Source organism: Bordetella genomosp. 7, from assembly GCF_002261265.1.
Classification (GTDB): Bacteria; Pseudomonadota; Gammaproteobacteria; order Burkholderiales; family Burkholderiaceae_B; genus Bordetella_A.
The window spans coordinates 511452-524362 of record NZ_NEVK01000003.1 but is presented as its reverse complement, the minus strand read 5'-3'; the positions used below and the strand labels follow the sequence as shown (position 1 = coordinate 524362).

Genomic DNA, 12911 nt, shown 5'->3' with positions numbered 1-12911 from the left:
CGACGTTACCGCGCGATGGCGCTAGAGCCGTTGCAGATCCAGCAGCACGCGGCGAGTCGCCAGGGGCCGCCCGGCCAGGTTGGCCGCCAGCCGTTCGCGCAGGTCGCGCCGCAGGGCCGGCTCGATCGCCGGGTCGTTGAAATCGGGTTCCGCCTCGTCAATGCCGTAGCCTGTCTCGCGCAGCAGCGTCCATTCAAAGCGCCGCAAGGCGCCCGCCGCGCGGCTGCCGCTCGCCAACTGGTGCAGGGCCGTGTCGTAGGCGTCGAACAGCGTGGGATGCGCATCTTCGCGCGGCAGCAGGCGCAGCAACAGTTCGTTCATGTACCAGGCCGACATCAGGGCCGTGCCCGCCAGCGGCCGCAGGCCCGCCACTTCGGCGCGGGTAAGGGTCTTGACCTCGCCCGCCCCGCTCCACGACAGGGTAAGCGGCTGGAATGCCGACAACACCGGACGCAGCACCGAATAAGGCCGCTTGGCGCCCTTGGCCACCAGGGCCACGCAGCCATACTCGCGGGAAAAACTCTGGACGATCAGCGATGTTTCGCGCCACGCGGTGGCGTGGAGCATGTAGGCGGGGCAATCCAGGACGCGGTGCGCCCTTTTACTCATAGCCCAGATCGCGCAAGGCGCTTTCGCGCTCCGACCAACCCTTGCGCACTTTGATGTACACCTCCAGGTGCACGGGCTTGTCGAGCAACTTGGCGATGTCCTGGCGCGCTTCGGTCGCGATGCGCTTCATGTGCCCGCCGCCCGCGCCCAGCAGAATGGGCCGGTGGCTTTCGCGCTCGACCACCACACAGGCCGCCACGCGCGCGCTCTTGTCGTTTTCTTCCCATTGCTCGATGACAACCGTACAGCCATACGGCAGTTCATCGCCGACCAGGCGGAAGATCTTTTCACGCAGCAGTTCGGCGGCAATGAACCGCACCGGACGGTCGGTGAGCGTATCCTCTTCGAACATCGGTTCGCCCTCGGGCAGCCGCCGTGCGATCTCGTCGAGCAGCTGGTCCAGCTGTTGATCCTTCAGCGCGCTGACCGGCACGACGGCATCGTAGGCATGCTGCGCCACGATCCGGGACACAAAGGGAAACAGCTCGTCGCGCCGCTTCAGCGCGTCGATCTTGCTGACCACCAGGATGGTGCGGCGGGCATCCGGCAACAGCGGCAGCAGCTGGGCGTCGCCGTCGGTCCACTTGCCGGCCTCGACCACATGCACAACCACGTCCACTTCGGCCAGCGCCTGCGTCACGACCCGGTTCATCATGCGATTCATGGCGCCGCCATGGCGGGTCTGAAACCCCGGCGTGTCGACGAACACGAATTGCTCGTGCTCGCGCGTCAGCACGCCGTGGATGCGATGCCGCGTGGTTTGCGCCTTGCGCGACACAATGGAAATTTTCGACCCGATCAGGGCGTTGGTCAGGGTGGATTTGCCCACGTTGGGGCGCCCGACCACGGCGATGAACCCGGCTCGGAAAGGGGTATTGCTCATTTGACCTCTTGGGCCACTGCCACGGGCAGTGACAATTGCGCGGTTTTGCGGGCCTTGCCGGGCTTGCGCGTGGCGCGCGCGGGGCTGGCCGCCTGGGCGGCCTCCAGCGCCAGCTTGGCCGCGGACTGTTCGGCGGCGCGCCGGCTGGCGCCGGGCGCCACCACCTTTATCTCGAGCGCCGGAATGGCGCATTCGACTTCGAACTGCTGGCTGTGCGCAGCGCCATGCGTGGCCACGACGGTGTACTGCGGAAGCGCCAGCTTGCGCCCTTGCAGGAATTCCTGCAGCAGGGTCTTGGCGTCTTTGCCCAGCGTCCGGGGATCGACGCTGGCCAGCACCGGCTGGTATTGCCGCACGATGACCTTGCGTGCCGCCTCGAAGCCGCCGTCAAGGAACGCGGCCCCGAAAATCGCCTCGACGGCATCGGCCAGGATGGACGGCCGGCGAAAGCCGCCGCTTTTCAGTTCGCCTTCGCCCAGGCGCAGGTGCTGCGACAATTCCAGGCGCTGGCCGATATCCGCCAGCGATGCCTGCTTGACCAAGTTGGCGCGCAGGCGCGACAGGTCGCCTTCGTCGAGCTTGGGAAAACGTTCGTACAGCATGGCCGCCACCACGAAATTCAGCACGGAATCGCCCAGGAATTCCAGGCGCTCGTTGTGGCGAGCGCTGTGGCTGCGGTGCGTGAGCGCCTGCTCGAGCAGGGCCGCGCTGCCGAAGCGGTAATCCAGGCGGGTTTCCAGCGTGGCGAGGGACATGTTCAGTTAAAGCTGCCGATGCGGCTCAGGTCGCTGAAGTTCATCCAGATGAAGAATGCCTTCCCGACGATATTACCGTCAGGGACGAACCCCCAGTAGCGGCTGTCCGCGCTATTGTCCCGGTTGTCGCCCATGGCGAAATAATGCCCTTCGGGTACTTTGCAGCGTACTCCATTACGGGCGTAAGCGCAGTGGTCCAGCCCCGGAAACTTCCAGATGGGCCCGTAGATCTGCGATTTGTCTTCATCAAGCAGTATCTGGTGGCTAACTTCGCCTAATTTTTCTTTATATTGCGCAATATACGAAACACGGTCGGGCTCGAAGTATTGCCCGTCGCGCTCGTGCGGCACCAGCTTGCCATTGACGTAGAGCTTTTTGTCCAGATAGGCGACTTCGTCGCCGGGCAGCCCGACGATACGCTTGATGTAGTCCACGTCCGGGTCGACCGGATAACGGAACACCGCCACGTCGCCACGCTGCGGCTCGCCCACCGGGATGATTTTCTTGTCGATGATGGGCAGGCGTATGCCGTAGGTGAATTTGTTCACCAGGATCAGGTCGCCCGATTGCAGCGTGGGCAGCATCGACCCCGACGGGATGCGAAACGGCTCCACCACGAAAGAACGCAATACGAACACGAACAGGATCACCGGAAAAAAGCTGACGGCGTATTCCACCCACCATGGCACGCGCGACGCCGAGGCGGCGGCGGCCTGGCGCATGCGCTCGGCTTCTTGCGCGTCGGTGGTGTAGGCGGTGTCTACGCCGGCGGCAGCCGCCTGCGCCCGCTGGGCGCGACGCCGCCGCAGCACGGCCACGTCCAGCGCCCAGATAATGCCGGTTACCACCAGCAGCACAAAAAGTATGAGTGCGAAGTTCCAGCTCATTTAAGGCGCCCTTTTTTGCTACTTGTCTTCGACTTGCAGGATGGCCAGGAAGGCTTCTTGCGGGATCTCGACGCTGCCGACCTGCTTCATGCGCTTCTTGCCGGCCTTTTGTTTTTCGAGCAGTTTTTTCTTGCGGGAGATGTCGCCGCCATAACATTTGGCAAGCACGTTCTTGCGCAGCGCCTTGACGTTTTCGCGCGCAATGACCTCGGCGCCGATGGCCGCCTGGATGGCCACGTCGAACATCTGGCGGGGAATCAGGCTGCGCATGCGGGTAACCACGTCGCGGGCGCGATAGCGCGCGTTGGCCCGGTGCACGATCATGGCCAGGGCGTCGACCCTGTCGCCATTGATGAGCAGATCGACCTTCACCACATCGGCCGAGCGGTATTCCAGGAACTCGTAGTCCATGGAAGCGTAGCCGCGCGATACCGACTTGAGCCTGTCGAAGAAATCGAGCACGATCTCGGCCAGCGGGATTTCGTATGTCAGGTGCACCTGGCGGCCGTGATAGCTCATGTTGATCTGCACGCCGCGCTTGTTGTTGCACAGCGTCATCACGGGCCCCACGTATTCCTGGGGCATGAACAGGGTGACCTTGACGATGGGCTCGCGGATATCGTTGATCTTGCCCACTTCAGGCATGCGCGCCGGGCTGTCGATGACTTCGATGGAGCCGTCGCGCTGCTCGACTTCGTACACGACCGACGGCGCGGTGGTGATGATGTCCATGTCGAACTCGCGCTCCAGGCGCTCTTGCACAATTTCCATGTGCAACAGGCCCAGGAACCCGCAACGGAAACCGAAGCCCAGCGCCTGCGACACCTCGGGCTCGAACATCAGCGCGGCGTCGTTGAGCTTGAGCTTTTCGAGCGAGTCGCGCAGTTGGTCGTATTCGGAGCTTTCTACCGGATACAGGCCCGCGAAAACCTGCGGCTTGACCTCTTTGAACCCCGGCAGCGGGGCGCTGGCGGCCTTGCCGGCCAGGGTGATCGTGTCGCCCACTTTGGCGTGGGCCAGTTCTTTGATGCCGGCGATGACAAAACCCACTTCGCCCGCCGACAGTTCGGTACGCGGCTGGGACTTGGGCGTGAACACGCCGATCTGCTCGCACAGATGCGTGGCCCCGGAAGCCATGAGCAGGATCTTGTCTTTGGGACGCAGCACGCCGTTGACGATGCGCACCAGCATGACCACGCCCACATAGTTGTCGAACCAGGAATCGATGATCAGTGCCTGCAGCGGCGCGGACGGATCGCCCTTGGGCGGCGGCACGCGCGCCACGATGGTTTCGAGAATTTCGTCGATGCCCATGCCGGTCTTGGCGCTGGCCAGCACCGCCTCGGAGGCGTCGATGCCGATCACGTCTTCGACTTCCTGGCGCGCCGCATCCGGATCGGCCTGCGGCAGGTCCATCTTGTTAAGCACGGGCAGCACTTCGACGCCCAGCTCGATGGCGGTGTAGCAGTTCGCTACGGTCTGGGCCTCGACCCCCTGCGATGCATCGACGACCAGCAAGGCGCCTTCGCAGGCCGACAGCGAACGGCTGACTTCGTACGAGAAATCGACGTGCCCCGGTGTATCGATAAGATTCAGGTGGTAAGTCTTGCCGTCCTGGGCCTGGTATTGCAGCGAGGCTGTCTGGGCCTTGATGGTGATGCCCCGCTCGCGCTCGATATCCATCGAGTCGAGCACCTGCGTAGACATTTCGCGCGCCGCCAAGCCCCCACAACGCTGGATCAGGCGATCGGCCAGGGTCGATTTGCCGTGATCGATGTGGGCGATGATGGAGAAATTGCGAATATGCTGCATACGGTGGGCTTATCAGGAGCAAAGCCGTGCCTGGGGACGCGACACGGATAAAACGCCGAAATGGCGCAAACGCAGGCCAAGCCCGCGGCAACCGGCCAAAAACAAGGGGCGCTGGGCGCCCCTTTTGCGGCAACTGGCTATTTTATACGGTTCGCGCCGCCGCGTAGGCGCCGTAGCCGCCCGATTTTGCTCGGCGCCCCGGCTGGGGCGCCGACTGACGCAATACCGCAACGACTATTTCGCGGGTTCTACGGCCACCCACTGGGTGAGCTCGCCGCGACGCACCAGCAGGCCAGCCGCCTTGCCCTTGGGCAGCTTGTCGGCCAGCTTGTTGAAATGGGCCGCGTCGGACACATCGGTATTGTTGACGGCCAGCACGATGTCGCCGGGCTGCAGGCCGGCCGCTTCCGCCGTGCCTTCGACGCTGCGCACCTGCGCGCCACCCTTGATGCCCAGGCGCTTCTGCAAGTCGGCCGGCACATCGACCACGCGCAGGCCGAGCGCGTTGCCGGCGGATTCACGCTCGACCGGGGCCTCGGCCGAAGCGGTGGCGGAACTGGCGCTCAGCTCGCCCACCCGCACCGACAGGGTCACGGTCTTGCCACGGCGCCACACTTCCATTTCGGTACGGGTGCCCGGCTTGGTTTCGCCCACGATACGGGGCAGGTCCGACCAACGCTTGATCGTTTCGCCATGGAACGAGGTGATGACATCACCGGGCTTGACGCCCGCGTCGTCGGCGGGCCCGTCGGCCTCGACGTTGCTGACCAGCGCGCCCTCGGCCTTGGGCAGGCCGATCGCCTCGGCGACTTCCTTGCCCACTTCGCTGATCTGCACGCCGATGCGGCCGCGCGTCACCTTGCCGCTTTCACGCAGCTCGTCGGCCACGCGCATGGCCTCGTCGATGGGAATAGCCAGCGAAATGCCCATGAAGCCGCCGCTGCGCGACACGATCTGGGAGTTGATCCCGACCACTTCGCCATTCAGGTTGAGCAAGGGGCCGCCGGAGTTGCCCGGGTTCACGGCCACGTCGGTCTGGATAAACGGCAGGTATTCGCCGGTGTCGCGTCCGATGGCGCTGACGATACCGGCCGTGGCGGTGGAATCGAGCCCGAACGGCGACCCGATGGCCAGCACCCACTGACCCTTTTTCAGCAGGTTGGGATCGCCGATTGCCAGCGGCGTCATGCCCTTGGCGTCGATCTTGATCAGCGCGACGTCAGTGCGCTCGTCGGTGCCGATGACCTTGGCCTTGAATTCGCGGCCGTCGGTGAGCGTGACGTAGATATCGGCGGCTTCTGCCACCACGTGGTTGTTGGTGAGGATATAGCCGTCTTCGGAAATGAAGAACCCGGAACCCAGGCCACGGGGAACCTTGCGCTCTTCAGGCGCCTGGCGGGGCATCTGCGGCTGCTGCGGCATGCCCGGCGGCTGGAAGTCGGGACCGAAGAACCAGCGGAACAGTTCGTACGGGTCGTTGCCGCGCCCGGGCGTGCGCACCGGGATGTTCGCGGTGGTGCGGATATTGACCACCCCCGGATCGACTTTGGAAACAATGGCGCTGAAGTCAGGCAGCGCCACCGTGGGCGCGGCCGAGGTCTGGGCTTGCGCGGGCCCATAGGCCGCCGCCAGCATCAGGCTGGCAAGCAGCGCAAAATAGAAGCGCCGGAAAAAAGACATCGACACTGAAAGCTTTTGCATAAGAGAACTCCGAAAATTCCCCAACCTTTTGCAGGCTTATTGTTATTTCGACGTGACAGGCACGTATTCGGTGGCTGTAGCCAGTTGTTCGAGCGTCTGGGCGGGCACTTCGCCCAACGCCGTGAGCCAGTAATCGGCAATTCGCGTGCCGTAGATATTGATGGCGCCGCGACGCACCGCCCCCGACGACAACGGATGGCCGCGCCGGTTGTCGTAAGGTTCGATGAACACGGAAATTGCGGCCAGGCCGTCTGACAGGACCAGCTGGCTTACATTGTTGGCGCCCATCGACCGAGTCACCTGCATGACGGCGACAAACCCCTTGGGCGCGGGAATGCGCCAGCCCTGCGCGGCCAGGTCGACGGGTTCGATGCGCGGCTGCAGCACCTTCCAGTCGCGGGTGTTCCAGCGCGACGAAAGCTCTGCGGAATCGACCTCGCCGCCCAGGCGGATGGACGTGAACGACACTTGCTCGAGCACCCCGCGATCGGCGTCGACCGTCTGCGCCTTGAGCAACAGATTGGTGGCCACGTCGGCGCACAGGCGATAGCCGTATCGCAGGTTGTCGCGCGGCTCGATGGCGATGACCCGGCACTGGCGGTCGGCCACGCGATGCAGCTTGTCCTGCGCACGGATGTTGTAGTGCTGGGCCAGGTCGGTGGGATTGCCCAGCAGCAACCCCGGGAAGCGGTCGCCGCGCCGCGGCTCCATCAGCACGGTTTTGCGCTCGGGAATCAGGCACTGGATCTCGTCGTTATGACGAAGGTACTCGCGCGGCTGGCCGTCGAGCACTTCGAGGCGCTCGCGCTCGCCGGTGCCGTCGATGACATGCACCAGCCGCGACGACTGGATCGTTTCGCCCTGCTGATACAGGAATACGCCCGAGTAATCGTGCTTGCGCGCGGCCTGCTGGATGTCGTAGAGCAGTTGCAGCGAGCCTGCCTGCGGGGCCTGGTCGGCGGCGCGGGCGGCCTGGTGGGCAGTGCCCAGCGCAACCAGGAACATCGCAGCCAGGGCCCAGCCAGCGGCCGGCAGCGGCCTGCGCATCCGCACGCCGCGGCCAGGTGCGGGCCGACAGAACGCTTGCAGCTGTGCGATCAACGTCCTGCTCCGCCATCAAACGAGACCTGCCGCACCGCACTGGGGCCAGCCATCTGGCGATGGGCTTCGAGGTAGTCGCGCAGGACCGGCGCTTCGCCACCCGAGGCGTCGGCCAGTACGGGGGTGTCGGCGGGGCGACTGGCGCCGCCCATGACGTAGGGATGCGCCACCCAGGCTACCGTGGCCACGGCGGCGGCCACGGCCAGCCCCGACAGGCCCATGCGCAGCGGCGACCGGCGCCGCTGCGGAGCCACGATGGGCAGTTCGGCATCGAGCGCGCGCGCCAGACGCGCCTGGAAACCGGCGCTGGGGCTCACGGCCAGGTCGGCATTGCGCAGCACATCGCCTATCAGGTGGTAGGTGTCCCAGGTACGACGGCCTTGCGCAGTGCCGAGATCGGGAAAAATATCTTCGGACGTTTCGCCGTCCATCCAGGCGGAAACCGATTCCTCGAGGGATATATCGGCTTCTACCGCAGATTTGGCTGTTGATTGCATGACTGCCGCTCCTTACCAACGACGCTCGGCATCGGTGTCCAGCAAGGGACGCAACCGACTGGCGATAGCTTCACGCGCGCGGAAAATGCGCGAACGTACCGTGCCAATCGGGCAATCCATGCTCTGGGCGATGTCTTCGTAACTCATACCTTCGATTTCACGCAGCACGATAGCGGTCCGGAGTTCTTCGGGCAATTCCTCGATCACCGCGTTGACCGTCTGGGCAATTTCGCGGCTGGCCAGTACGGCTTCCGGCGTGCTGATATCGGTTAGGTTGTCAGTTTCATTAAAAGTTTCACCGTCTTCCGTTTCGATTGCATTTGGCGCGCTGGGACGCCGGCCGGCAGACGCCAGCCAGTTACGGGCGGTGTTGACCGCAATACGGTATAGCCAGGTGTAAAAGGCGCTTTCGCCCCGGAACTGCGGCAGGGCCCGGTACGCCTTGATGAATGCTTCCTGGGCCACGTCCTCGACTTCGGCGGGGTCGCGGATCATGCGCCCCAGCAGGCGCAGGATCTTGCGCTGGTACTTGAGCACCAGCAGGTCGAAAGCTTTTTTGTCGCCGCGCTGCACCCGGGCGACCAGCTCGGCGTCGATGTCGCGTTCGCTCATGCCGCCCCCGGATCAGGCGCGTCCAGGCGCCGCGCCGCGCCTGCCAGCAGGCACAGCCGGCGCCAGCAGGCCGCAGACACGGTGGGCCGCCACACGGCGACCCGGTGATTTGTAACTCTGTGGCCCGCAGCCGGCGTCTGTTGCAAACGCAGTTCGAGCCAGCAGGCGCCGCGTCGGCTGTCGCGCAGCGTGGCGGGCCGCCACTGACGCCCTACCCGCAGCTGCCAGCGCCGGCTGCCCGCGACGGCCCGGACGGCGCGCACGCGCACCGCCGGCGCGCGACGGCGCCCGACATGGCGCACCCCGGCAATGCCGGCGGCAGACGCCGCCAGCGCAGCGAGACCTTGCGGCCCGTATTGCCACCAGGCGCCCAAGGCCGCGCAGGCCGCCCCCACTGCCACGGCCGTACGGCCCAGCAGCGTCAGATGGCGCGGGCGGCGCACCGGCACGCATAGCGGCCGGTGACCGGTTACCCGGCGGTGGTCCAAATCAGATCCGGCGAACGGCCATCGAGCCGTTGGTGCCGCCAAAGCCGAAGGAGTTGGAAATTGCCACGTTGATCTTCATGTCGCGCGCCGTGTTGGCGCAGTAGTCCAGGTCGCACTCGGGGTCCTGGTTGAAGATATTGATGGTGGGCGGCGATTTCTGGTGGTAGACCGCCAGAGTGGTGAAAATCGCCTCGATGCCGCCTGCGGCGCCCAGCAAGTGGCCAGTCATGGACTTGGTGGAGTTGACCACCAGCTTCCTGGCGTGGTCGCCGAAGGCCAGCTTGAGGGCGTCGGACTCGTTTTTGTCGCCCAGCGGCGTTGACGTGCCGTGAGCGTTGACGTAATCGACCTCGTCGAGGTTGATGCCGCCATTGCGCAAGGCGTTGAGCACGCCGCGGCGCGGGCCGTCCTTGTCGGGCGCCGTGATGTGGTGCGCGTCGGAGCTCATGCCATAGCCGGCGAACTCGCCATAGATGCGCGCGCCACGCTTTTTGGCGTGCTCGTATTCTTCGAGCACCAGCACGCCCGCGCCTTCACCAAGCACGAAGCCGTCGCGGTCGCGGTCCCAGGGCCGCGAGGCGGTGGCGGGATCGTCGTTGCGCGTGGACAGCGCCCGCATGGCCGCAAAACCGCCGATACCCAGCGGCGACACCGTGGACTCGGCCCCGCCGGCCAGCATGACGTCGGCATCGCCGTACTCGATCAGGCGGGCGGCATCGCCGATGCAGTGCAGGCCCGTGGTGCAGGCCGACACGACGGCATAGCTGGGGCCCTTCATGCCGAAGCGGATCGACAACTGGCCGGAGATCAGGTTGATCAGGGAACCCGGAACGAAGAAGGGCGAAATGCGCCGCGGCCCCTTGGCGAGCAGCTCGGTCTGCGTTTCTTCGATGCGGGGCAAGCCGCCGATGCCCGAGCCCACGATGACGCCGATGCGGTCGGCATTGGCTTCGGTGACGTCGAGCCCGCTGTCTTGCCACGCCTGGATGCCCGCGGCCATGCCGTAATGGATGAAGGTATCCATCTGGCGCGCTTCCTTGGCGGGCATGTACTGGGTGACGTCGAAATCTTTGACCTCGCCCGCGATGTGCGTGGTGATGGCCGAGGGGTCGAAACGGGTGATGCGGCCGATGCCGGAACGTCCGTTGACGATATTGTCCCAGGCGAGGGTGATGTCGTTGCCCACGGGCGATACGATACCCAGGCCGGTGATGACGACTCGTCGCTTCACGGATGACTCCTAAAACAGACAAAAGAAAGGCGGTTTTCGGATGCGCCGCTCATGCGGCTTGCCCGGCCGCGAAAACGTCATGATGACGCCCCCGCGCACGGACCGCACGACGCTCCTGAAACCGCCCTGCTTCCGGCCGCACCCGCAAGGGCGGCGGCCGGCGAATACAGGCTGAGCTTTACTGCTTGCCGTGCGAATTGATGTAATCGATCGCTTGCTGCACGGTCGTGATCTTCTCGGCCTCTTCGTCGGGGATCTCGGTCTCGAATTCGTCTTCGAGCGCCATGACCAGCTCAACCATGTCGAGCGAATCGGCACCGAGGTCGTCAAGGAAGGAGGACTCGTTCTTGATCTCGGCTTCGTTGACGCCAAGTTGTTCAGCGACGATCTTCTTGACGCGCTGTTCGATGCTTTCCATGCAGATCTCCAATTGGGGAAAAATCCCGCGAATTATAGCCAAGCGTTGAGGAATGCAAACGCCTGGCCGTGATAAAAATGACGATATGCCTCTGGTGCGCCGGGCGCTGCCGCGCCCGGGCCGCCCTTATTGCATGTACATGCCGCCGTTGACGTGCAGCGTGGTTCCGGTAATGTAACCCGCCTGCGGCCCAGATAAAAACGCCACCGCATGCGCGATATCAACCGGCGAACCCAGGCGGCCCAACGGAATCTGCTGCAACAGCGCAGCAGTCTGGTTGTCGCCCAGGGCACGGGTCATGTCGGTATCGATAAAACCCGGCGCCACGCAATTGACGGTGATGTTGCGGCTGCCCAGTTCGCGCGCCAGGGCGCGCGACATGCCTGCCACGCCGGCCTTGGCGGCCGCGTAATTGGCCTGCCCGGCATTGCCGCTGGCGCCCACCACCGACGTGACGTTGATGATGCGGCCCCAGCGGGCCTTCATCATGCCGCGCAATACGGCGCGCGACAAGCGGAAAACGGCGGCCAGGTTGGTGTCGATGACGGCCGTCCAGTCGTCGTCTTTCATGCGCATGGCGAGATTGTCGCGCGTAATGCCGGCATTGTTGACGAGAATGTGCGGGCCGCCCGCAGGTTCTTTGCTGATGGCGTCGACCAGCGCGTCGCATGCTTGCGCATCGGTCACATCGAGCACCACGCCGCGCCCGCCGAAAGGCGCCAGCGCCTCGTTGATGGCCTGGGCGCCGGCTGGGCTGGTGGCGGTTCCCACCACCACGGCGCCGCGCGCGGCGAGCTCATGCGCAATGGCTTTGCCGATGCCGCGCGTGGCGCCGGTTACCAGCGCCACCTTGCCTTGCAATTCTGCCGATTGTTTGTCGTCCATGTCAGTCCTGTAATGGCGCGTGCGAATGGGCGCGCCGAGTCAGTGCTGGCCGAGGGCGGCCAGCGCGGCTTCCAGGGAAGCCGGATCGGTAATGGAAATGCCGGTCAGTTCGCTGTCGATGCGCTTGGTCAGGCCGGCCAGCACCTTGCCCGGGCCGCACTCGACCACATGCGTGACGCCTTGCGCCTTCATGGCCCGCAGTGTCTCGACCCACCGAACGGGATGCCACGCCTGGCGCACCAGCGCGTCGCGGATGGCCGATGGCTCGGTCGGCGCCGCCACGTCGACGTTGTTGATGACGGGGACCTGCGGGGCCGCGACGCGTGCCTGCGCCAGCGCGGCGGCAAGCACGTCGGCCGCCGGACGCAGCAGGCTGGAATGGAACGGCGCGGACACGGGCAGCATCAGGGCACGCTTGGCCCCGGCCGCCTTGGCGGCTTCGCAGGCGCGCTCGACGGCGCCCTTGTGTCCCGCAATGACCACCTGCGCCGGCGCATTGAAATTCACGGCTTCGACTACCTCGCCCTGCGCTGCCTGGGCGCAGGCGGCGCGTACGGCGTCGTCGTCCAGGCCCAGCACGGCGGCCATGCCGCCCGCGCCCACCGGCACGGCGGCCTGCATGGCGTCGGCGCGCACGCGCACCAGGCGAACCGCGTCTTCGAGCGTCAGCGCGCCGGCTGCCGTCAGCGCGGCATATTCGCCGAGGCTGTGCCCGGCAACCAGGTCGGGCATGGCGCCGCCGGCAGCCCGCCAGGCAGCGAACACGGCCACGCCGGCCGCCAGCATGGCCGGTTGTGTATTGGTGGTGAGATTGAGCTGGTCGGCCGGGCCTTGGGCGATCAGTGCGGAGAGGTCCTGGCCCAGCGCCTGGCCGGCACGCGCCAGCACATCGGCCACGGCCGCATTGCCGGCCCAGGCATCAAGCATGCCGACCGACTGCGAACCCTGGCCAGGAAAGACAAACGCGATTTTCATGTTGAGGTATCGACTGATTTCAGATTCGGTGAACATACCGAGGCGGGAGCCCCCGCC

The 12911-nt window shown here is 65.2% G+C and carries 14 protein-coding genes; all 14 read right to left on the bottom strand.

What is annotated here, in order from left to right:
- Positions 1 to 21: 21 nt before the first annotated feature.
- Positions 22 to 609 (bottom strand): DNA repair protein RecO, encoded by a 588-nt coding sequence (gene recO, locus CAL19_RS04890; protein WP_026640376.1) that lies wholly within the window; start codon positions 607 to 609, stop codon positions 22 to 24.
- Positions 602 to 1492, bottom strand: coding sequence for a GTPase Era (era, locus tag CAL19_RS04885; protein WP_026640375.1), 891 nt, complete (start codon positions 1490 to 1492; stop codon positions 602 to 604). The genes recO and era overlap by 8 nt, the downstream gene beginning before the upstream one ends.
- Positions 1489 to 2247, bottom strand: coding sequence for a ribonuclease III (gene rnc / locus CAL19_RS04880; RefSeq protein WP_026640374.1), 759 nt, complete (start codon positions 2245 to 2247; stop codon positions 1489 to 1491). Before rnc ends, era begins: the two co-directional genes overlap by 4 nt.
- A 2-nt stretch (positions 2248 to 2249) precedes the next feature.
- Positions 2250 to 3134, bottom strand: a complete 885-nt coding sequence (lepB, locus tag CAL19_RS04875) for a signal peptidase I (RefSeq protein ID WP_026640373.1) — start codon at positions 3132 to 3134, stop codon at positions 2250 to 2252.
- 18 nt (positions 3135 to 3152) lie between these two features.
- The gene (lepA, locus tag CAL19_RS04870; protein ID WP_026640372.1) at positions 3153 to 4946 is read right to left on the bottom strand and encodes a translation elongation factor 4; all 1794 of its coding nucleotides are present in this window, start codon (positions 4944 to 4946) and stop codon (positions 3153 to 3155) included.
- A 234-nt stretch (positions 4947 to 5180) separates the two neighbouring features.
- The gene (locus CAL19_RS04865) at positions 5181 to 6647 is read right to left on the bottom strand and encodes a DegQ family serine endoprotease (RefSeq protein ID WP_026640371.1); all 1467 of its coding nucleotides are present in this window, start codon (positions 6645 to 6647) and stop codon (positions 5181 to 5183) included.
- 42 nt (positions 6648 to 6689) lie between these two features.
- Positions 6690 to 7694 carry a MucB/RseB C-terminal domain-containing protein gene (locus CAL19_RS04860; RefSeq protein ID WP_051423828.1) on the bottom strand — a complete coding sequence of 335 codons (1005 nt, stop codon included), beginning with the start codon at positions 7692 to 7694 and terminating at the stop codon, positions 6690 to 6692.
- A gap of 50 nt (positions 7695 to 7744) precedes the next feature.
- Positions 7745 to 8245 carry a sigma-E factor negative regulatory protein gene (locus CAL19_RS04855; protein WP_026640369.1) on the bottom strand — a complete coding sequence of 167 codons (501 nt, stop codon included), beginning with the start codon at positions 8243 to 8245 and terminating at the stop codon, positions 7745 to 7747.
- Positions 8246 to 8257: 12 nt separating this feature from the next.
- Entirely contained in the window at positions 8258 to 8857 is a 600-nt protein-coding gene (gene rpoE, locus CAL19_RS04850; RefSeq protein WP_026640368.1) for an RNA polymerase sigma factor RpoE, read from the bottom strand.
- Complete coding sequence (locus CAL19_RS04845; RefSeq protein WP_141214357.1) at positions 8854 to 9345, bottom strand: hypothetical protein; 492 nt, start codon at positions 9343 to 9345, stop codon at positions 8854 to 8856. Before CAL19_RS04845 ends, rpoE begins: the two co-directional genes overlap by 4 nt.
- 1 nt (position 9346) lies before the next feature.
- Entirely contained in the window at positions 9347 to 10576 is a 1230-nt protein-coding gene (fabF, locus tag CAL19_RS04840; protein ID WP_026640367.1) for a beta-ketoacyl-ACP synthase II, read from the bottom strand.
- A 178-nt stretch (positions 10577 to 10754) separates the two neighbouring features.
- Positions 10755 to 10994 (bottom strand): acyl carrier protein, encoded by a 240-nt coding sequence (gene acpP / locus CAL19_RS04835; protein WP_003813816.1) that lies wholly within the window; start codon positions 10992 to 10994, stop codon positions 10755 to 10757.
- A 126-nt stretch (positions 10995 to 11120) separates the two neighbouring features.
- Positions 11121 to 11879, bottom strand: coding sequence for a 3-oxoacyl-ACP reductase FabG (gene fabG, locus CAL19_RS04830; protein WP_026640366.1), 759 nt, complete (start codon positions 11877 to 11879; stop codon positions 11121 to 11123).
- A gap of 39 nt (positions 11880 to 11918) precedes the next feature.
- The gene (gene fabD / locus CAL19_RS04825; RefSeq protein ID WP_094796400.1) at positions 11919 to 12854 is read right to left on the bottom strand and encodes an ACP S-malonyltransferase; all 936 of its coding nucleotides are present in this window, start codon (positions 12852 to 12854) and stop codon (positions 11919 to 11921) included.
- Between the last annotated feature and the right edge of the window lie 57 nt (positions 12855 to 12911).

Excerpts from the sequence above, each read along its gene's own strand:
- CAL19_RS04855 (WP_026640369.1), bottom strand. The coding sequence starts at position 8,245 with ATGCAATCAACAGCCAAATCTGCGGTAGAAGCCGATATATCCCTCGAG.
- recO (WP_026640376.1), bottom strand. The coding sequence starts at position 609 with ATGAGTAAAAGGGCGCACCGCGTCCTGGATTGCCCCGCCTACATGCTC.
- era (WP_026640375.1), bottom strand. The coding sequence starts at position 1,492 with ATGAGCAATACCCCTTTCCGAGCCGGGTTCATCGCCGTGGTCGGGCGC.
- CAL19_RS04865 (WP_026640371.1), bottom strand. The coding sequence starts at position 6,647 with ATGCAAAAGCTTTCAGTGTCGATGTCTTTTTTCCGGCGCTTCTATTTT.
- fabD (WP_094796400.1), bottom strand. The coding sequence starts at position 12,854 with ATGAAAATCGCGTTTGTCTTTCCTGGCCAGGGTTCGCAGTCGGTCGGC.
- lepA (WP_026640372.1), bottom strand. The coding sequence starts at position 4,946 with ATGCAGCATATTCGCAATTTCTCCATCATCGCCCACATCGATCACGGC.
- CAL19_RS04860 (WP_051423828.1), bottom strand. The coding sequence starts at position 7,694 with ATGCGCAGGCCGCTGCCGGCCGCTGGCTGGGCCCTGGCTGCGATGTTC.
- acpP (WP_003813816.1), bottom strand. The coding sequence starts at position 10,994 with ATGGAAAGCATCGAACAGCGCGTCAAGAAGATCGTCGCTGAACAACTT.
- fabG (WP_026640366.1), bottom strand. The coding sequence starts at position 11,879 with ATGGACGACAAACAATCGGCAGAATTGCAAGGCAAGGTGGCGCTGGTA.
- rpoE (WP_026640368.1), bottom strand. The coding sequence starts at position 8,857 with ATGAGCGAACGCGACATCGACGCCGAGCTGGTCGCCCGGGTGCAGCGC.
- rnc (WP_026640374.1), bottom strand. The coding sequence starts at position 2,247 with ATGTCCCTCGCCACGCTGGAAACCCGCCTGGATTACCGCTTCGGCAGC.
- lepB (WP_026640373.1), bottom strand. The coding sequence starts at position 3,134 with ATGAGCTGGAACTTCGCACTCATACTTTTTGTGCTGCTGGTGGTAACC.